This is a genomic window from Kitasatospora sp. MMS16-BH015 (assembly GCF_002943525.1).
Taxonomy (GTDB): domain Bacteria; phylum Actinomycetota; class Actinomycetes; order Streptomycetales; family Streptomycetaceae; genus Kitasatospora.
Map to the genome: position 1 here is coordinate 6,390,366 of NZ_CP025394.1, position 18,563 is coordinate 6,408,928.

Genomic DNA, 18,563 nt, shown 5'->3' on the forward strand with positions numbered 1-18,563 from the left:
GTGGGGTCGGTGTGACGGGAATGACGCCGGCGCGGCAGCGCCGGGCCACCGCCCCGAGGCCGCGGCCGGGCACGCCCAGGCCCCAGCCGGTGCGGGTCACCGCCCTCGGCGGCGGCCAGGGCCTGTCCGCCTCGCTCTCGGCGCTGCGCCGCCTGACCACCGAGCTCACCGCCGTGGTCACGGTGGCCGACGACGGCGGCTCCAGCGGGCGGCTGCGCTCCGAGCTCGGGGTGCTGCCGCCGGGCGACCTGCGCAAGGCGCTGGCCGCGCTCTGCGGGGACGACGACTGGGGCCGCACCTGGTCCGAGGTGATCCAGCAGCGGTTCAGCGGCAACGGCGAGCTGCACGGCCACGCCGTCGGCAATCTGTTGATCGTCGCGCTCTGGGAGAAGCTGGGCGACCCGGTGGCCGCCCTGGACTGGGTGGGCCGGCTGCTCAACGTGCAGGGCCGGGTGCTGCCGATGTCGGCGGTGCCGCTGGACATCGAGGCGCTGGTGCGCGGCCACGACCCGGCCGAGCCGTGCCGGATCACCGCCGTCCGGGGCCAGGCCAGCGTGGCCTCCACCCCCGGCACCGTGCAGTCGATCAAGCTGCTGCCCGAGCTGCCCCCCGCCGTGCCCGAGGCCGTCAAGGCCGTGGACGAGGCCGACTGGGTGGTGCTCGGCCCCGGCTCTTGGTTCACCAGCGTGCTGCCGCACCTGCTGGTGCCCGAGCTGGCCAAGGCCCTGGCCGAGACCCGGGCCCGACGCCTGCTCACCCTCAACCTGGCCCCCCAGCCGGGCGAGACCGAGGGCTTCTCGCCCCAGCGCCACCTGGAGGTGATCGCCGACCACGCCCCCGGGCTGGCCGTGGATGCGATCCTGGTGGACGAGCGGGCCGTGACCGGCGGCGCCTTCGGCGTGGCCGACCTCGCGGGCCTGGACAAGGCCGCGGCCCGGATGGGCGCCGCACTGGTGCTCGACCGGGTGGCCCGGGCGGACGGCTCGCCGCGACACGACCCGGAACTCTTGGCGGCTGCGTACGACCGGATTTTCCGGACACATGGAAGGATCGGCCCATGGCGATGACTCCGGCGGTGAAGGACGAAATCAGCCGGCTCCCCGTCACCCGGGCCTGCTGTCGCAAGGCTGAGGTGTCGGCGATCCTGAGGTTCGCGGGCGGGCTGCACATTGTGAGCGGCCGGATCGTGATCGAGGCGGAGCTGGACACCGGCATCGCGGCCAGGCGGCTGCGCAAGGACCTGCTGGAGATCTTCGGACACTCCTCGGACCTGGTGGTGATGGCCCCCGGCGGCCTGCGGCGCGGCAGCCGCTACGTCGTGCGGGTGGTCAAGGACGGCGAGCTGCTGGCCCGGCAGACCGGCCTGGTGGACGGGCGGGGACGCCCGATCCGCGGCCTGCCCCCGGCCGTGGTCTCCGGCGCCACCTGCGACGCCGAGGCGGCCTGGCGCGGCGCCTTCCTGGCCCACGGCTCGCTCACCGAGCCCGGGCGGTCCTCCTCGCTGGAGATCACCTGCCCCGGCTCCGAGGCGGCCCTCGCCCTGGTCGGCGCGGCCCGCCGGCTCGGCATCCCGGCCAAGGCCCGCGAGGTGCGCGGGGTCGACCGGGTGGTGATCCGGGACGGCGACGCGATCGGCGCCCTGCTCACCCGGCTCGGCGCGCACGAGTCGGTGCTGGCCTGGGAGGAGCGGCGGATGCGCCGCGAGGTCCGCGCCACCGCCAACCGGCTGGCCAACTTCGACGACGCCAACCTGCGCCGCTCGGCCCGGGCCGCCGTGGCGGCCGGGGCCCGGGTGCAGCGCGCGCTGGAGATCCTCGGCGAGGAGGTGCCCGAGCACCTGGCCGCGGCCGGCCAGTTGCGGATGCAGCACAAGCAGGCCTCGCTGGAGGAGCTGGGCGCCCTGGCCGACCCGCCGCTGACCAAGGACGCGGTGGCCGGCCGGATCCGCCGGCTGCTCGCGATGGCCGACAAGCGGGCCGGCGAGCTCGGCCTGCCGAGCACCGAGGCCAATCTGACCGACGAGATGGCGATGAACTGACCCCGATTTCCGGGGAGTCTCACCCACCGAACAGACGGCGTCCACCATGTGGGCGCCGTCTTGTCGTTCCGTAACGGCCTTCCGGGGCCGGGGCATTCGGCCCGCGCCGCCCGGTTGTTCGGCCCGCGGGGGCCGGGCCGAGTGGCTCGCGGGCCCGGGCCGAAGGGCCCGACTTCGCGCCACGCCAAGGGTTCGGCGGGGTGCGGATGTGCTCTGGCGGGGCCCGGAAGGGTAGGGTCGTTAGCGGTCGGGGACATCCCAATAACACACCCCCGTCGGCCGTGGCCTGGCCATGGTCGGCGTACCTTAAAGGAGATCGGTTCGTGACGATCCGGGTAGGCATCAACGGATTCGGCCGCATCGGCCGCAACTTCTTCCGTGCGGTTAAGTCCCAGGGCGCGGACATCGAGATCGTCGGTGTCAACGACCTGACCGACACCAAGACGCTTGCACACCTCCTGAAGTACGACTCGATCCTGGGGACCTTCCCGGGCGAGGTCAGCCACACCGAAGACTCCATCACCGTCGATGGCCACACCTTCAAGGTCGTCGCCGAGCGCGACCCGGCGAACCTGCCGTGGGCTGCTCTCGGTGCCGACGTCGTCATCGAGTCCACCGGTATCTTCACCAAGGCCGAGGCTGCGAAGAAGCACCTCACCGCCGGGGCGAAGAAGGTCATCATCTCGGCGCCCGCCACGGACGAAGACGTCACCATCGTGATGGGTGTCAACGACGAGAAGTACGACGCCGCCAAGCACGACATCATCTCCAACGCCTCCTGCACCACCAACTGCGTGGCGCCGCTGGCGAAGGTGCTGAACGAGAACTTCGGCATCGTCAAGGGCCTGATGACCACGGTCCACGCGTTCACCAACGACCAGGTCACCCTGGACTTCCCGCACAAGGACCTGCGTCGCGCCCGCGCGGCCTCGCTCAACATCATCCCGACCTCGACGGGTGCCGCCAAGGCCACCGCCCTGGTCCTGCCCGAGCTCAAGGGCAAGCTGGACGGCACCTCGCTGCGCGTCCCGGTGCCGACCGGCTCGATCACCGACCTGGTCGTGACCCTCGAGCGCGAGGTCACCGTCGAGGAGGTCAACGCGGCCTTCCAGAAGGCCTCCGAGAGCTCCCTCAAGGGCATCCTGCAGTACTGCGTGGACCCGATCGTCTCCTCGGACATCGTGAACTCGCCGTACTCCACGATCTTCGACTCGCTGATGACGATGGTCCAGGGCAACCAGGTCAAGATCTTCGGCTGGTACGACAACGAGTGGGGCTACTCGAACCGCCTTGTTAACCTGACCTCGCTCGTCGGCGGCCAGCTCTGACGCAGCGGGAGCTGAAGTGAAGTAAGGAGCCAGGGCCCGGACCGTTTCTCGTGGTCCGGGCCCTGGCTCTGCGGACTCCCTCACTCTTCCCGTGGGCCGCCCGTCGTCGTGCGCCCACCCTCGCGTCGTACCCCCAGGAGACCGAAACCCGTGAAGACCATCGAAGACCTCGACGTCGCCGGGAAGCGCGTGTTCGTCCGCGCCGACCTGAACGTGCCGCTGTCCGGCGGCTCGATCACCGACGACGGCCGCATCCGTGCCGTCGCGCCGACCATCGCCAAGCTGGTCGCCGCCGGTGCCCGGGTGATCGTCGCCTCCCACCTGGGCCGCCCCAAGGGTGAGCCCGACCCGCAGTTCTCCCTCGCTCCCGTCGCCGCCCGCCTGGGCGAGATCCTCGGCCGGCCGGTGGCCTTCGCCACCGACACCGTGGGCGAGAGCGCGAAGGCCACCGTCGCCGCCCTCGGCGACGGCGAGGTCACGCTGCTCGAGAACCTGCGCTTCAACGCCGGCGAGACGGCCAAGGACGACGCCGAGCGCGGCGCCTTCGCCGCCGAGCTGGCCGCCCTCGCGGACCTCTACGTGGGCGACGGCTTCGGCGCGGTGCACCGCAAGCACGCCTCGGTCTACGACCTCCCGGGCCTGCTCCCGCACGCGGTCGGCGACCTGATCGCCACCGAGGTCGGCGTGCTCAAGCGCCTCACCGAGGAGGTCGAGCGCCCGTACGCGGTGGTGCTCGGCGGCTCCAAGGTCTCCGACAAGGTCGGCGTGATCGACAACCTGCTGGGCAAGGCCGACCGCATCCTGATCGGCGGCGGCATGGCCTACACCTTCCTCGCGGCCCTCGGCCACGAGGTGGGCATCTCGCTGCTGCAGAAGGACCAGATCCCCACCGTCCTGGAGTACCTGGAGCGCGGCAAGGCCAACGGCGTGGAGTTCGTGCTGCCGGTGGACGTGGCCGTCTCGGCGAGCTTCCCCGACCTCAAGACGCACGCCCCGGTCACCGACTTCGAGGTCGTCGACGCGGACAAGATCCCCGCCGACAAGGAGGGCCTGGACATCGGCCCGAAGACCCAGGCGCTCTTCGCCGAGAAGCTGGCCGACGCCAAGACGGTGTTCTGGAACGGACCGGTCGGCGTCTTCGAGCACCCGACCTTCGCCGAGGGCACCAAGGCCGTCGCCAAGGCGCTGCTCGACAGCGAGGCGTTCACCGTGGTCGGCGGCGGCGACTCGGCCGCGGCCGTCCGGATCCTGGGCTTCGACGAGACGGAGTTCGGGCACATCTCGACCGGCGGTGGCGCGAGCCTCGAATACCTGGAGGGCAAGACCCTCCCCGGCCTGGCCGCACTGGAGGACTGAACAGATGAGTGACCGCACCCCGCTGATGGCGGGTAACTGGAAGATGAACCTCAACCACCTCGAGGCCATCGCCCACACCCAGAAGCTCGCCTTCGCCCTCTCCGACAAGGACTACGAGGCCGTCGAGGTCGCCGTCCTGCCGCCGTTCACCGACCTGCGCTCGGTGCAGACCCTGGTCGACGGCGACAAGCTGAAGATCAAGTACGGCGCCCAGGACCTCTCGGCGCACGACTCCGGGGCCTACACCGGCGAGGTCTCCGGCCCGATGCTGGCCAAGCTCAAGTGCACCTACGTGGCCATCGGCCACTCCGAGCGCCGCCAGTACCACGGCGAGGACGAGCCGCTCGTCAACGCGAAGGTCAAGGCCGCGTACCGCAACGGCCTCCTCCCGATCCTGTGCATCGGCGAGCCGCTGGAGGTCCGCAAGGCCGGCACCCACGTCGCCCACACGCTGGCCCAGCTGGACGGCGCGCTGGACGGCGTGCCCGCCGCCGACGCCGAGCAGATCGTGGTCGCGTACGAACCGGTCTGGGCGATCGGCACCGGCGAGGTGGCCACCCCCGAGGACGCCCAGGAGGTCTGCGCGGCGATCCGCGCCCGCCTGGCCGAGCTCTACTCGGCCGAGCTGGCCGACAAGGTGCGCGTCCTGTACGGCGGTTCGGTCAAGTCCTCCTCGGCTGCCGGCCTGATGGCCAAGCCCGACGTGGACGGCGCCCTGATCGGGGGAGCCTCCCTGGACGCGGACGAGTTCGTCAAGATCGTGCGGTACCGTGACCAGGCAGTAGGCTAACGCCTCCGCAGCAACGTAGGCTTTGGGGCCGGGCCGCACTACGCGGGCCCGGCCCTTCGCCGCAGACACTCGATACGAGTTACGAGAGAGTTGGTCCCGCCGTGGTTCTCGGGTTCTCGATTGCCCTGATCATCTTCAGCCTGCTGATGGTCATCCTGGTGCTGCTGCACAAGGGCAAGGGCGGCGGTCTGTCCGACATGTTCGGCGGCGGTTCGATGTCCGCCGGTGGCGGCTCCGCCGTCGCGGAGCGCAACCTCGACCGCATCACCATCATCGTGGGCGTCGGCTGGTTCGTCTGCATCGTGGTGCTCGGTCTGGTGCTCAAGTACAAGAGCTGACCGCTGCCGCTTCTGCTGCCGATCTGACGGTGCGTCGCCGGTCCGTCTATCCTGAGTGAGGCCTCGGTGTTCGGAGGCGGTGGGGACAGATCCTTAACCGCTGCTTACACTAAGACAACTTCGCCACCGTCCGCAGGCTGCGGCCGGGCGGCAGGTGATTGCAGCCGCCGCCCCGCCGCGCGTTGGTGCGGGCAGCCCTCCTCGGGGCGCGGGCGCGGCCAGATCGCATCGCACCAGCACGCAGGGAGTCAGATCGTGGCAAGTGGCAACGCCATCCGTGGCAGCAGAGTCGGCGCCGGCCCGATGGGCGAGGCGGAGCGCGGCGAATCCGCCCCCCGTAGCCGGATCTCCTTCTGGTGCGCGAACAAGCACGAGACGCGCCCCAGCTTCGCAGCCGAGGCCGTCATCCCGGAGACCTGGGACTGCCCCCGCTGCGGCTTCCCGGCCGGCCAGGACGAGCACAACCCTCCGGCCCCGTCCCGCAACGAGCCCTACAAGACCCACCTCGCCTACGTCCGCGAGCGTCGCACCGACGCGGACGGCGAGGCCATCCTGGCCGAGGCGCTCGCCAAGCTGCGCGGCGAGATCTGAGCTCTGCCCGTACCGAAGGGCGCCACCGTCTTCCCGACGGCGGCGCCCTTCGGCATGCGCCAGCAGTTCACCAGGCAAACCATGTCTCGTGATTGAAGCTGTCGGCTTTGCGTTCCACAGCGTATCCGGCTCTACCTTCGAGATGGGTTGAGATCAGTCTTGAACGTGGACCCTTCGAGCGACGCGCTCCTGTTGGGCGACGTGCTGCTCGGCTTCTGGTCGGCTCGGAACCGCTTCCGGGAGGCGAGCTTGGCTACCAACCGCAGCGACCCGATCGGCGGCCTCGCGAAGTCTCTTGCCGCTGCGGCGTTATGGCCGGGCACCTCGGTACAGGCCGTCTGCGAGAGGGCGCGCGGTGTCCGCACGGGGATCGACCGCTCAGGCGAGTTCGTTCGGTCCAGCGCTTGGCTCCATACTTATGGCAAGGAGCGGTCGTAGGAACTCACTGGCTTCGGCCTTGCCGCGCCCTGGCGTGGTGGTCGCGACGGGTGTGGTGAGTCAGCGGTCGGCACGACGCTTCGGGTGATCGGCGCTGCGGTCGGTCAGGGCAGGGACGAGGGCACCGAGCATGGCCAGGGCGGTCAGCGCGAACGCCCACGGGTAGCCAGTTCCGGCAGCGAGCCAGCCGAAGGCGACGGCGCCGACGCCCATGCCGGCGTCGTAGGCGAAGTTCCACAGCGCGCTGACCGTGCCGTAGCCGGCGGCGGAGACCCGCGCGTACATCAGCGTGAGCGTGGCGTTCTGGGCAACGCCGAAGCCGATGCCGAACAGACCGACAGCAATGATCACAGCCACCGGATGGCCGGTCAGCGCCATGAGCCCGGTGCCGAGCGCGGACAGCAGCAGACCCGGCAATACGAGCCCGGCGGAGCCGCACCGGTCTCCGTGACGCCCGGCGAGCCAGCGGGCCAGCGTGGCCGTCGCAGGCTGGACGAACAGTGCCGCCGCGACCAGGCCCGTGGCCGACACACGGACAGCGAGCGGCAGGAAAGTAACGACAATCCCTGCCGCGAGTGCCGTGACCGCAAAGACCACGGCGGGGCGGCGCAGTTCGGCCGTGCGGAGCGCCTCGGTGATGCCGATCGCCGGCCCGGAGGCGCGGATCCGGTCGGGCAGGCCGGGCACTGCGGGAATCGCGGCGAGCGCGGTCACTGCGCCGGCCGTGAAGACGACGCCGTAGCCCGCGTGTGCGGCCAACCACACCCCGATCGGCAGGCTCAGCAGCGCTGGGAGTCCGCTGACGATGCCGACCAGCGCCAGCCCTTCGCCGCGCCGTTCGGCCGGGATGAGGGAGGCGGTCAGCGCGCCGCCCGCGACCACAGTGAACGCGAAGCCGAGTCCGCGCAGGAGGCACATTGCGACGATCCACTCGAGGTTCCGGGAGAACCCGAGCGCCAGCGCGGGTGCGCCCATCAGGGCCAGGCCGACGGCCAGTACGACGCGGTAGCCGCAGCGGCGGACCAGGACGGGGGTGGCGAGTTCACCCAGCACCGTCGCCAGCATCAGCGCTCCGGTGGCCAGTCCTGCTGCGCCGCCGCCTCCGCCCCGGTCTCCGGTCGAGGCGTAGCGCGGTACGACGGACAGCAGCAGGTAGAAGCTGGTCGAGGCGCCCAGGATGGACACGAAGCGCAGCAGCAGCGGCCGTGTCAGCAGAGCCGGGCGCGTGGTGGTAGTTGGGGAGGTGGTGTCGAGCGTTTCGGTCACAGCTGGAGGCTAAGAGCGCGACCGGATCGCCGGTAAGCTCCACTTCCATGCCGCCGGAGTGGTCCAGTTCCCCGCCCGAGCTGCTGCTGACCGTCGACCGGACCAGCGGCGGACCGCTGCACGCCCAACTACAGCACGGGCTGCGGGACGCAATCCGCACCGGCCGCCTGCAGGTCGGCGAACGCCTGCCGTCCTCCCGTGATCTCGCCCGGTCGCTCGGCGTCTCTCGCGGCCTGGTCCAGGAGTGCTACGCCCAGCTCCAGGCCGAGGGATACCTGACCACCCGTCCCGGGTCCGCCACCCGGGTGGCGACCGGCGCCGCCGTACCGCCCGGCATCCCGCAACCGAGTACCGCCGCGTCGCGCCTGGTGGCCGACTTCCGCTGCGGCGTACCGGATCTCGGCTCCTTTCCAGTCCAGGACTGGCTGTGGGCCCTGCGCGAGGCGGCCCGCACCATGCCGACCGCCCGGTTCGACTACGGCGACCCGCGCGGCGACTCGGCCCTGCGCGAGGTCCTGACCGGGTACCTGCGCCGGGTGCGCGCCGCTGCGACCGACCCGCAGCACATCGTCGTCTGCAACGGCTACGCACAGGGCCTCGGCCTGACGCTCCGCTCCCTCGCGGACGCGGGTACGCACACTGTGGCCTTCGAGGCCCCGGGCTCACCCGGCACCGTGACCGCCGCAGCCGCCACGGCGGGCATGCGTGCGATCCCCGTCCCGGTGGACGAGCAGGGCATCGACGTGCGCGCGCTGGCCGCGACCGCCGCCCGCGCAGTCGTCGTCACCCCCGCCCACCAGTGGCCGACCGGGGTCGCCCTCGCCCCGGAGCGCCGACTGGCCCTCGTCGAGTGGGCCCGCGACCGTGACGCGGTCATCATCGAGGACGACTACGACGCCGAGTTCCGCTACGACCGCGAGCCCGTCGGCGCCCTCCAGGGACTGGCCGCGGACCGGGTGATCTCCATCGGCACCGTCAGCAAGTCCCTCGCGCCCGCCCTGCGCATCGGCTGGATCGTCTGCCCGCCCCAACTGGCAGGACCGATCGCCGAGCAAAAGCACCGCAGCGACCGCGGCACGCCCACACTCGACCAACTCGCCCTGGCCAGACTGATCGAGTCGGGCCGCTTCGACCGCCACCTACGCCGCATGCGCGCCACCTACGCCGCCCGCCGCACCGTCCTGCTCGCCGCGCTCGCCGAACACGCCCCCGAACTGCCGGTCACCGGCCTCGCCGCCGGCTTCCACGCCGTCGCCCACCTGCCCGCGGGCGCCGACGAACACCACATCGTCACCGCTGCCCGCGAACGGTCCGTCGGCCTCTACGGCATGAGCGCCCACCGGGCCTCACACGCCACCGCGCCGGCGCAACTCGTCCTCGGCTTCGGCAACGTAGGCGAACGAGCCATCGCCGAGGGCATCGCGACCATCGGCCACCTGCTGGCCGGCCGGCCGTAACCTACCGACCCATGACCACCAGCACCGACCTCGATCCGGCCGACATCGCCGCTCTCCTCCACGACGTCCGCAGCTCGGCCACGCGCCTGGCTGCCGGCCTCGACGCCCATACGGACGTGACTGCCCACGGCTCCATCCGTGCTTCCCGGATGGAGCCGTGGGCTCGTCATCACGCACCTGGCGCGTAGCGCCGACGTCTACCGATGACTGCTTGTCCTGGCTCGCACCGGCATCGAACCCGGAGCACGGGCCGACGCCGCCACCTGGACCACGCGCTGCGGGACGGCGCCGGTCGCGGCGCCGCCGAGATCGTCGCGGACCTGCGCGGCAGCCTGGCCCGACTGCTCCGACGAGGCCGCAGCGATGCCCTCCGACCGCTGGCCCACCCAGGCCACCGCCCTCGCGGGATGGCGACACCCCGCCTGGTACACCCTCCACCCTGCCCGGCGCGAACTCGAAACCCACCACATCGACCTGAAGCTCGGTTACACCACCGTCGACTTGCCCACCGGCTACGTCACCTGGGCACTCGACGAGACCATCGCTACTCTGGCCGCACGCAACTTCCCAGTGGCTCGCTTCGAAGCGACCGACCTCGACCGCTCCTGGACCCTCGCCCCCCGTCGGCCTTACCGCGACCGACCCCGGCCACACGCTGACGGCGCGTCGTGGCCGGCAGCTATTCCCGAACGGTCTGCTTGTCGCAGTGGTGCGCGACGGCCTCGGCGAACGTGCGGGCCAGCGGGGAGAGGGCCTCCCAGCGGCGTACCGCCCAGCCCGCGGTGAGGGCGGGGAGCGCGGGGATGGGGATCAGTCGCAGGTCGGAGTGTCCGGGGCCGCTCCAGGCGGGCAGGGCCGGGACGACGGCGAGGCCCAGTCCCAGTTCGGCCAGCAGGATCGCGGTGTCCCAGTCGGTGACGCTGGTGTCGAAGACAGGCTGGATCCCGGCTTCCGCGAGCCAGGCGCCGAGTTGCAGGCGGGAGGTGGAGTTCTGCGGAAGCCCGATGAGCCGGGCGTCCTGCAGGTCGGCCGGTTCGACGCGGGCCTTGGCCGCGAGCGGGTCGGACGCCGAGACGGCGAGCGCCCAGGGGATTTCGACGACGGGGCGTTGCTGGATGGCGCGATCTGTGGGCCCCAGGGTGATCCAGGCGAGGTCGGCGCGGCCGGTGGCGAGCGCGTCGAAGCAGCCGCGGCTGGAGGTCTCGGTCTGGAATTCGAGGCTGGCGCGGGGAAATTGCCGCCGGAAGTCGACGACGGCCGCGGACATGAAGTGCCGGATGGTCGTGGCTCCCGTCGTGACCCGTACCGATCCGCCTTCCGCGCGCGCGGCTTCTTCCAGTCGGCGAAGTGCGTGGTCGATGCTGCCCAGGCCCTCGGTGACCGCCGCGTTCAGCGTGTGTCCGGCCGGCGTGGGCACCACGCCCCGTGTGTGCCGTTCCAGCAGGCTCAGGCCCAACTGCCGCTCCAGCCGCTTCACGTGCTGGCTGACCGCGGACTGCGTGCAGGAAAGGTCACGGGCCGCCGCGCTCAGAGAGCCGGCTCGGCAGACCGCGGCGAAGACGCGGAGATCGTCGAGAGTCACGATGACCCAAGGTATTGCTTGGAGCGATGCCAGTAAATCCGTTGATTGACTTGGGTCGTGGGGCGCTTGATCATTACTGCCCAGGGCGGCAACCCGCCCGTCGCTCACCCGTTCCGGACGCGGTGCGGTGAGCGGCCGGCGGGTGTCGACCCGTTTCGCGGCGAGGGGAGATGCCGTGGTCCACGCGCCGCTCCTCCCGTTGGCTCCCGTCGGCCTCAGCCCGGCTGAACGGGTCTCCCAAGGACGACAGGAGCTCAGATGAACACAACCCCGCTGACGGTGGCCGTTCTCGGACCGGGTGGTGTCGGAGGCCTGATCGGTGCGCTTCTCGCCCGTGACGGGCATCGCGTCATCTGCCTGGCCGGCGAGGCGACCGCCGCCGCACTGAGCCAGGGCGGCCTGCGCGTGGAGAGCGCCCGGTACGGGGACTTCACCGCGGCGGTGGAGGCGGACACCCGGTTGCGAGAGCCGGTGGACGCCGTTTTTGTGACGGTCAAGCAGACCTCCCTGGACGAGGCGCTCGACCGCGTCCCGGCCGCCGTCCTCGGCCATGCGGTCGTGATCCCGTTGCTCAACGGCCTCGACCACCTCCGCCTGCTGCGCGAGCGCTACCCCGCGGCCGAGGTCGTCGCCGGCACGATCAGGGTCGAAGCCACGCGCACCGCACCGGGGCTCATTCACCACACAAGTCCCTTCGCCGACATCGAACTTGCCTCGCCTCCCGGCGGGTTCGCGGACCGACTACGGCACGCCGGTCTCGGCGTGACCCTGCGAGGCGACGAGACGGCGATGCTCTGGGACAAGCTCGCCTTCCTCGCCCCGCTCGCCCTGCTGACCACCCGGCACCGCGCGGACGTCGGGACCATCCGCGGCGAGCGGCGCCCGGAACTGCTCGCCGTGCTCGACGAGATCACCGCCGTGGCCCGGGTCGCCGGCGCACCGGTAACGACCGGGACCGTGCTCTCCTTCTTCGACCGTGTCCCGCCCACGATGAAGTCCTCGATGCAGCGCGACGCCGAAGCGGGACGCCCACTCGAAGTCGACGCCATCGGCGGAGCGGTCCTCCGCGCCGGCGCCGCCCACCACGTCGAGACCCCGGTCACAGCACGACTGGTGGCAGAAGTCGCACGCCTGACCACCCAGGAGGCCTGAACGTGATGAGGCGATCCATCCCGTCCAATGGCGGCTCACCGGGAAGCGACCGCGGCTCTGCAGCGGCCTGGCCCGCCGTCCAGGACCTCCTGCGCGCCCGGGGCGCCGACAAGACGAAGCATCCTGGCGGTACGCTCCTGGACCACCTGAACCGAGTCGCCCGCCTGCTGGCCGACTGGGGAGCCGGGCCGGACCTGCAGGCTGCCGGACTGTGTCACGCCATGTACGGAACCGACGGGTTCGACCACGCCCTGATGGGCACCGACGAGCGCGCGCTCCTCGCCGAACTGATCGGCGACCGGGCCGAGGCACTGGTCCACCTCTACGCCAGCTGTGACCGAAGCGTCGTCTATCCCCGGTTGGCGAGCGCGCGGCCGGTGGTCTTCCGCGACCGCTTCACCGGTCGTGAGCACACCCCGTCGCCGCCGGACCTGCGCGCCTTCGTCGAGATCACGGCCGCCAACGAACTCGACGTGCTGGCACACAGTACGGACCTCGCCGACCGCCACGGCCCCGCCCTGCACCGCCTGTTCACCCACTCACGGGACCTGCTCTCCGCCCCGGCATGGGACGCCTGCAGGCGGCAGCTTGGCCGGTATTCCCTCGAACCGGGGACGAGGATCCAGATCACCGGCCTGGACCACCTGGTGCTGACCGTCGCCGACATCGAACGCACCGTCGACTTCTACGAACGCGTCCTGTGCATGCGCGCGGTCACCTTCGGGGAGGGACGCCGCGCACTGACCTTCGGCGCCAGCAAGATCAACCTCCATCAGGCCGGCCGCGAACTCCTCCCGCACGCCACTCACCCCACCCCTGGCAGCGCAGACCTGTGCCTGGTCACCGACATCCCGCAGGAACAGATCCTGGCCTGGCTGACCGCCTGCGGAGTGCCCGTACTGGAAGGCCCCGTGCCGCGAACCGGCGCCCAAGGACCCATCACCAGTACCTACCTGCGCGACCCGGACGGCAACCTCATCGAGATCAGCACCTACAACCCCCGTCCGGCTGTCGAATCGAACTCGTGAGTCTCCTGGCGGCGTCGACACCGCCGGCCTCCAGAGCTTCGGCCAGCTCGGCGAGTTGCCGCTCCCGACCGACGAAGACCGAGCGGGCCGGCAGGCCGAACGGCACGGCCCGGCTCTTCGGCAGTTGGACGGTCGCCGCCTGGATGACCGGACCGAAGAACCGGCCCCCGCTGATGCTGTTGCTCCCCACGGCAGAGTTCTACCAGGGCCCCGAGGAGGGGTTCAGTCCTGGATTCGGCGCCAGGGGCGGTCGGCCTCCAGGGCGAAGGCGAGTTCCAGGAGGAGGCGCTCCTGGCCGTGGGCGGCGGAGAGGTGGATGCCGATCGGGAGACCGTCCTCGGTGGCGCCGGCGGGGAGGGCGAGGCCGGGGCTGCCGACCACGTTGTTGAGCGGGGTGAAGGCCACGTAGCGGAGCAGACGCTCGATCAGGTCCTCGAAGGGCAGGTTCGGGCTGAGGTGGCCGATCGGCGGGGTGACGTGGGCGAGGACCGGGGAGAGGATCACGTCGTACCGCTGGAAGAGGCCCGCGTAGGTGGCCTCCGCCGCGCGCAGGCGGCGCAGCACGCCCGGGGTGCGGCGGTACTCGCGCTGGAAGCGGCGCCGCAGCCCGGTGGTGAGGCCGTCGAGGTCGCCGGCCCGGAAGCCCGGGTCGATCAGCAGCCGGCCGCTGACGGCGATCGCCCAGGCGATGTAGCCCCAGTAGGAGACGAAATCGCGGGAGAACTCGGCGGTGAAGGGCAGCGTGGTCGGCTCGACGCGGTGGCCGAGCGCCGCCAGCCGGGCGGCGGTCTCCTCCACGGTGCGGCGGGTGGGACCGTCGGTCTCGGCGATCGGCGAGTCCACCACCAGGCCGATCCGCAGGCTGCGGCCGCTCGGGCCCTCGACCAGGCCGATCGGTGGCAACTGCGGGTCGGCATGGTGCCGTTCGGCGGCGGCGAAGAACGCGGCGGTGTCCCGGACGGACCGGGTGAGCACGCCGTCCGTGACGATGTCCAGCGGCAGCCGGCGGCTCTGCTCGTTGGCGACCAGCCGCCCCCGGCTGGGCTTGAGGCCGACCAGGCCGCAGGCGGCGGCGGGGATCCGGATCGACCCGCCGCCGTCGTTCGCGTGCGCGATCGGCACGACGCCCGAGGCGACCAGGGCGGCCGAGCCGCCCGAGGAGGCGCCGGCCGAGTGCGAGGGCAGCCACGGGTTGCGGACGGGCTCGGCGGCGGCGTACTCGGTGGAGGCGTTCAGCCCGAACTCGGGCAGCCGGCTCTTCCCGAGCACGGCCAGGCCGGTGGCCAGGAACTGATCGGTGAACGGAGCGTTCCGCCGGGCCGGCCGGGCCCGGTACGCCGCACTGCCGTTCCCGGTGGGCAGCCCCCGCAGGTCGACGTTGTCCTTGAGGTACGTTGGCACCCCCCAGAGCGGCCCGCCGATGCCCGCGCGGCTGATCTGCGGCCGGTCGTGCGCGTCGTGGGCCACCGGCAGCAGCGCGCGGCCGACGTGGCCCGCCCGCGCGGCCGACGCCGCGACCAGCTCCCGCGGATTGACCTCCCCGGCGCGCACGAGAGCGGCGAGGGCCACCGCGTCGTGCTCGCCGAGAGCGTCGTCGGTGAACGCGTGGACCCGCTCGTCGAGCATCCGAACTCCCCAACCCCTACTGACCGGTAGTCACTCCAGGAGCTTGGCAGTCTAGGGCCGCCCCGAGGACTTCGAACACCCTTCACCGAGGGTGTCCTCCGGCAGGAGTGTCGCGAGGTACGCGCGGGCGACTTCGGAGTAGGCGGTCTCCTCGACCGTCTCGAAGACCTCGACCGCCTCGCACGCGTGGGCGGCGGCCTGCTGTCGCCACCCCAGGCGCAGCTCGACCTGACTGAGCAGCAGTAGGAGATCCCCGGCCAGCGGAAGAGCGTCGAACCGGCGACAGAAGGCCAGTTGGAGCCGCAGCACCTCGTGAATCCTTGCGAATACCTCAGCCTGGTCCTCCAGCGGGCGATTCTCGGCCGCCAGCACGGTTCGGTACAGCTCCACGGCTTTCCGGCCGAGGCTCGTGGCGTCCGAGTCCGTGTCCGAGGCCGGGAGGTCTACAGGGAGGTCCAGGGGCACCTGACCGTCGAACCGGTTCAGCGCCGATACGGCCAGCAGGGCGCAGAACAGCGTGGTGGTGTCCAGCGTGAGCCGGTCGAGCGCGAGCTTCCCCAGGTCGACCCCGTCCACCGGGTTCGCGGAGTCCACCCAGACGCTCAGCAGATTGTTGAGCTCAAGCCGGACCCACTGGCCTGCCCGCCAGCCGGACAGCTCGGGCCGGTTCGGGTCCGCTCGTCCGGCCTGGATCGCGGTGGCCGTGTCCACGTAGTACGCGATGACGCGTCGTCGGGCGGCCTCGGCGCCCTCTACTGGGCAGTCGGCGGCGTAGAGGCGGACCAGGTCGTGGAGTCGGTACCGCTCGTTCGAGCGGCCGAGCAGGTGGGCGCGGGTGAGGCCGCGGAGCAGGCGGGCGCTCTCACGTTCGGGGCGGTTGGCGAGGGCGGCGGCGGCCGGGAGGGCGAAGTCGGGGCCGGGGTTGAGGGGGAGCAGCGCGAAGAGGCGGGCCTCTTCGGGGTCGAGGCGCCGGTACGAGAGGTCGAAGGCGGCGCGGACGGCGAAATCGGGGCTGTGGTCGAGTTCGGTGAGGCGTTCGCGGGCGTCGGTGAGGTCGGCGACCAGGCGGGCGGGAGGGCGGTCGATGAGCAGCGCGGCGGTGATCCGGAGGGCGAGTGGCAGGTGGCCGCAGAGTTCGGCGAGCTCGGGGTACGCGGCACCCGGGCCGGCGAGTTCGGTGAGCAGGGCCACCGATTCGGCTTCGGTGAGGGTGTCGAGGGTGAGGTGGCGTGGGGTGAGGGTGCGGTCGGCGAGCAGGTGACGGCTGGTCACCAGGACGCGGTGGCGGGGGTCGCCGGGCAGCAGTGGGGTGACCTGCGCTGCGGCGGAGGCGTTGTCGGCAACCAGCAGCAGCGGCCCCGGCAGGGCGGCCAGGCAGGAGCGGTAGAGCTGCTCCTTGGCCCGCAGGCCGGGTGGGACGGGCTGGCCGAGGGTGTGGAGCAGGGATTCGAGGGCCTGGTCCGGGGAGAGGCAGGTGGCGTCGTATCCGCAGAGGTCGATGAAGAGCACCCCGCCGGGGAAGAGGTGCTGCGCCCGGTACGCGGCCTCCACGGCCAGCGCGGTCTTGCCGATCCCACCCAGCCCGGCGACGGCCGAGACCGTGACCAGTTCTCCCTCGGCGGCCAGGGCCTCGGCCAGCTCGGCGAGTTGTCGTTCCCGGCCGACGAAGACCGACCGGGGCGGCAGGCCGGACGGGCGGACCGGCTGCTCACCGAGCTGGACGATCCCGGCCTGGAGGGACGGGCCGTGGAAGGTGCCCCCGCTGATGCTGTTGCTCCCCACGGCAGAGTTCTACCAAAGCGCGGACCGGCCGGGGCGGAAACCGGCCTTCAGTCGGGCAGCTGGGCGAGGAGGGCGCGGGCCCGGGCGGCGTTGTCGGGGTCGCCGGTGGATTCGAAGGCGGTGACGGCGGCGGTGAGGTCGGCGGTGGCCTGGGGGAAGTGGCCGAGCTGGGCGCGGAGGTCGCCGAGGGTGAGGAGGATCTCGCCGGTGAGGCCGGTCTCGCCGAGTCGGCGGCAGAGGGCGAGGAGATGGTGGAGGCGGGGGAGCGCCACGCTGGTCAGCTCGGGGTGGGGGTGGGCGGGGAGTTCGGCGGCGAGGTGGCACAGGGTACGGGCGTGCTCGGTGGCTTCGGTGAGGGCGGTGGCGTAAGGGTCCTCGGGGAGGTCCGAGGGGCCCGGGGCCGCGGTGTCGAGGTACCGGAGGACGTGGTCGATCTTGTCGGGCTCCCGCTGGCCGGCCAGCACGTACCGGACGGTGAAGCCCGCGATCAGGGCCAGGTTGACCAGTGCGACTTGGAACGTCGCGCCGACCACGCCCGGGTCCGGGGAGGTGCCGTCGGTGGTGGCCGTCCAGACCTCGCGAAGGGTGTCGAGTTCCTCGCGCAGCCACTGGGTGGCCCGCCAGCCGGTGAGGCCGGGGGCGGTGGGGTCCTGTTGGGCGGTGCGGATGGCTGCGGCGGTGTCCAGGTAGTAGTCGGTGACGCGGGCGCGGGCCGCAGCGGCCTCGGTGGTCGGGCAGTCGGCGGCGTAGAGGCGGACCAGGTCGTGCAGGCGGTAGCGGCCGTGGGAGTGCTGGAGGAGGTGGGCGCGGGTGAGGCCGCGGAGCAGGCGGGCCGTCCCACGGGGCGTGCGGTCGGCGAGGGCGGTGGCGGCGGGGAGGGCGATGTCCTGGCCGGGGGCGTGGGGGAGGAGGGCGAAGAGGCGGGCCTCTTCGGGGGTGAGGCGGCGGTGGGAGAGGTCGAAGGCGGCGCGGACGGCGAAGTCGGGGCCGTGGTCGAGTTCGGTGAGGCGTTCGCGGGTGTCGGCGAGGTCGGCGACCAGTTCGGTCGGGGTGCGGTCGGTGAGCAGGGCCGCGGTGATTCGGAGGGCGAGCGGCAGGTGGCCGCAGAGTTCGGCGAGTTCGGGATGGGCGGGGTCGGGGCCGGCGAGTTCGGTGAGGAGGGCGACTGATTCGGCTTCGGTGAGGGTGTCGAGGGTGAGGTGACGAGGAGCGAGGGTGCGGTCGGCGAGGGTGTGGCGGCTGGTGACCAGGACGCGGTGGCGGGGGTCGCCGGGCAGCAGCGGGGTGATCTGGTCGGCGGTGGAGGCGTTGTCGGCGATCAGGAGGAGCGGGGCCGGGAGGGCGGCGAGGACGGAGCGGTAGCGCTGCTGCTTGGCGGGCAGGCCGGGTGGGGGCGTCTCGCCGAGCGCGTGCAGCAGGGTGTCCAGGGCCTGGTCGGCGGTGAGGCGGGCTTCGTCGTAGCCGCGCAGGTCGATGAAGAGGATGCCGCCGGGGAAGAGCTCCCTCGCCCGGTAGGCGGCTTCGACCGCCAGGGCGGTCTTGCCGACCCCGCCCAGCCCGGCCAGGGCGGAGACCGCCACCAGTTCGCCATCGGCACCCAATGCCTCGGCCAGCTTGGCGAGTTGACGCTCACGCCCGACGAAGACCGAGCGGGCCGGCAGGCCGAAGGGTGCCGGCTGCGGCTTGGGCAGGTGGACGGACCCGGCCTGGAGGACGGGTCCGTGGAAGGTGCCGCCGCTGATGCTGTTGCTGTTGGTCCCCACGGTAGGGAGTTCTACCAGTGAATCGGCG

The 18,563-nt window shown here is 71.9% G+C and carries 16 protein-coding genes; 11 read left to right on the forward strand and 5 right to left on the reverse strand.

Annotated features, from left to right (window positions below; genetic code table 11):
• Nucleotides 1-20 precede the first annotated feature (20 nt).
• From yvcK to CFP65_RS27490, 7 genes are all read left to right on the forward strand, one after another.
• Complete coding sequence (yvcK, locus tag CFP65_RS27460) at nt 21-1,067, forward strand: uridine diphosphate-N-acetylglucosamine-binding protein YvcK (RefSeq protein WP_104818699.1); 1,047 nt, start codon at nt 21-23, stop codon at nt 1,065-1,067.
• Complete coding sequence (whiA, locus tag CFP65_RS27465) at nt 1,058-2,038, forward strand: DNA-binding protein WhiA (RefSeq protein WP_104818700.1); 981 nt, start codon at nt 1,058-1,060, stop codon at nt 2,036-2,038. Before yvcK ends, whiA begins: the two co-directional genes overlap by 10 nt.
• Nucleotides 2,039-2,361: 323 nt before the next feature.
• Complete coding sequence (gene gap, locus CFP65_RS27470) at nt 2,362-3,366, forward strand: type I glyceraldehyde-3-phosphate dehydrogenase (protein WP_104818701.1); 1,005 nt, start codon at nt 2,362-2,364, stop codon at nt 3,364-3,366.
• A 150-nt stretch (nt 3,367-3,516) separates the two neighbouring features.
• Nucleotides 3,517-4,722 (forward strand): phosphoglycerate kinase, encoded by a 1,206-nt coding sequence (pgk, locus tag CFP65_RS27475; protein ID WP_104818702.1) that lies wholly within the window; start codon nt 3,517-3,519, stop codon nt 4,720-4,722.
• Between the two features lie 4 nt (nt 4,723-4,726).
• The gene (gene tpiA / locus CFP65_RS27480; RefSeq protein WP_104818703.1) at nt 4,727-5,512 is read left to right on the forward strand and encodes a triose-phosphate isomerase; all 786 of its coding nucleotides are present in this window, start codon (nt 4,727-4,729) and stop codon (nt 5,510-5,512) included.
• A 101-nt stretch (nt 5,513-5,613) separates the two neighbouring features.
• Nucleotides 5,614-5,850 carry a preprotein translocase subunit SecG gene (gene secG / locus CFP65_RS27485; RefSeq protein WP_104818704.1) on the forward strand — a complete coding sequence of 79 codons (237 nt, stop codon included), beginning with the start codon at nt 5,614-5,616 and terminating at the stop codon, nt 5,848-5,850.
• A 303-nt stretch (nt 5,851-6,153) separates the two neighbouring features.
• The gene (locus CFP65_RS27490; protein ID WP_254553118.1) at nt 6,154-6,441 is read left to right on the forward strand and encodes an RNA polymerase-binding protein RbpA; all 288 of its coding nucleotides are present in this window, start codon (nt 6,154-6,156) and stop codon (nt 6,439-6,441) included.
• Nucleotides 6,442-6,939: 498 nt separating this feature from the next.
• Here CFP65_RS27490 and CFP65_RS27500 read toward each other — a convergent pair whose 3' ends face one another.
• A complete protein-coding gene (locus CFP65_RS27500) occupies nt 6,940-8,145 on the reverse strand; it encodes an MFS transporter (RefSeq protein ID WP_254552595.1) in 1,206 nt (401 codons plus the stop codon).
• Nucleotides 8,146-8,192: 47 nt separating this feature from the next.
• On the opposite strand from CFP65_RS27500, the gene CFP65_RS27505 reads away from it, so the two are divergent.
• Together CFP65_RS27505 and CFP65_RS39235 are read left to right on the forward strand one after the other, a co-directional pair.
• The gene (locus tag CFP65_RS27505; protein ID WP_104818707.1) at nt 8,193-9,602 is read left to right on the forward strand and encodes a PLP-dependent aminotransferase family protein; all 1,410 of its coding nucleotides are present in this window, start codon (nt 8,193-8,195) and stop codon (nt 9,600-9,602) included.
• Between the two features lie 11 nt (nt 9,603-9,613).
• Entirely contained in the window at nt 9,614-9,790 is a 177-nt protein-coding gene (locus tag CFP65_RS39235; RefSeq protein ID WP_158702372.1) for a hypothetical protein, read from the forward strand.
• A gap of 491 nt (nt 9,791-10,281) precedes the next feature.
• Here the strand turns inward: CFP65_RS39235 and CFP65_RS27515 are convergent, their stop codons facing one another.
• Nucleotides 10,282-11,184: a LysR family transcriptional regulator gene (locus CFP65_RS27515; RefSeq protein ID WP_104818709.1), complete on the reverse strand. Its 903-nt coding sequence runs from the start codon at nt 11,182-11,184 to the stop codon at nt 10,282-10,284.
• Between the two features lie 258 nt (nt 11,185-11,442).
• Here CFP65_RS27515 and CFP65_RS27520 point away from each other — a divergent pair, with 258 nt between their 5' ends.
• Together CFP65_RS27520 and CFP65_RS41225 are read left to right on the forward strand one after the other, a co-directional pair.
• Nucleotides 11,443-12,336, forward strand: coding sequence for a ketopantoate reductase family protein (locus CFP65_RS27520; protein WP_104818710.1), 894 nt, complete (start codon nt 11,443-11,445; stop codon nt 12,334-12,336).
• Between the two features lie 5 nt (nt 12,337-12,341).
• On the forward strand, nt 12,342-13,364 hold the full coding sequence (locus CFP65_RS41225) for a VOC family protein (RefSeq protein WP_104821164.1): 1,023 nt from the start codon (nt 12,342-12,344) through the stop codon (nt 13,362-13,364).
• 222 nt (nt 13,365-13,586) lie between these two features.
• On the opposite strand, the gene CFP65_RS27530 is transcribed toward CFP65_RS41225, so the two are convergent.
• The 3 genes from CFP65_RS27530 to CFP65_RS41860 are packed head-to-tail and all read right to left on the reverse strand — an operon-like array spanning nt 13,587 to nt 18,535.
• Entirely contained in the window at nt 13,587-14,990 is a 1,404-nt protein-coding gene (locus CFP65_RS27530) for an amidase (RefSeq protein ID WP_104818711.1), read from the reverse strand.
• 51 nt (nt 14,991-15,041) lie between these two features.
• Entirely contained in the window at nt 15,042-16,772 is a 1,731-nt protein-coding gene (locus CFP65_RS27535; protein ID WP_104818712.1) for a hypothetical protein, read from the reverse strand.
• 47 nt (nt 16,773-16,819) lie between these two features.
• Entirely contained in the window at nt 16,820-18,535 is a 1,716-nt protein-coding gene (locus tag CFP65_RS41860) for a hypothetical protein (protein ID WP_158702373.1), read from the reverse strand.
• Between the last annotated feature and the right edge of the window lie 28 nt (nt 18,536-18,563).

Excerpts from the sequence above, each read along its gene's own strand:
- CFP65_RS27490 (WP_254553118.1), top strand. The coding sequence starts at position 6,154 with ATGGGCGAGGCGGAGCGCGGCGAATCCGCCCCCCGTAGCCGGATCTCC.
- whiA (WP_104818700.1), top strand. The coding sequence starts at position 1,058 with ATGGCGATGACTCCGGCGGTGAAGGACGAAATCAGCCGGCTCCCCGTC.
- CFP65_RS27520 (WP_104818710.1), top strand. The coding sequence starts at position 11,443 with ATGAACACAACCCCGCTGACGGTGGCCGTTCTCGGACCGGGTGGTGTC.
- CFP65_RS39235 (WP_158702372.1), top strand. The coding sequence starts at position 9,614 with ATGACCACCAGCACCGACCTCGATCCGGCCGACATCGCCGCTCTCCTC.
- CFP65_RS27505 (WP_104818707.1), top strand. The coding sequence starts at position 8,193 with ATGCCGCCGGAGTGGTCCAGTTCCCCGCCCGAGCTGCTGCTGACCGTC.
- yvcK (WP_104818699.1), top strand. The coding sequence starts at position 21 with ATGACGCCGGCGCGGCAGCGCCGGGCCACCGCCCCGAGGCCGCGGCCG.
- CFP65_RS27530 (WP_104818711.1), bottom strand. The coding sequence starts at position 14,990 with ATGCTCGACGAGCGGGTCCACGCGTTCACCGACGACGCTCTCGGCGAG.
- tpiA (WP_104818703.1), top strand. The coding sequence starts at position 4,727 with ATGAGTGACCGCACCCCGCTGATGGCGGGTAACTGGAAGATGAACCTC.
- CFP65_RS41225 (WP_104821164.1), top strand. The coding sequence starts at position 12,342 with ATGAGGCGATCCATCCCGTCCAATGGCGGCTCACCGGGAAGCGACCGC.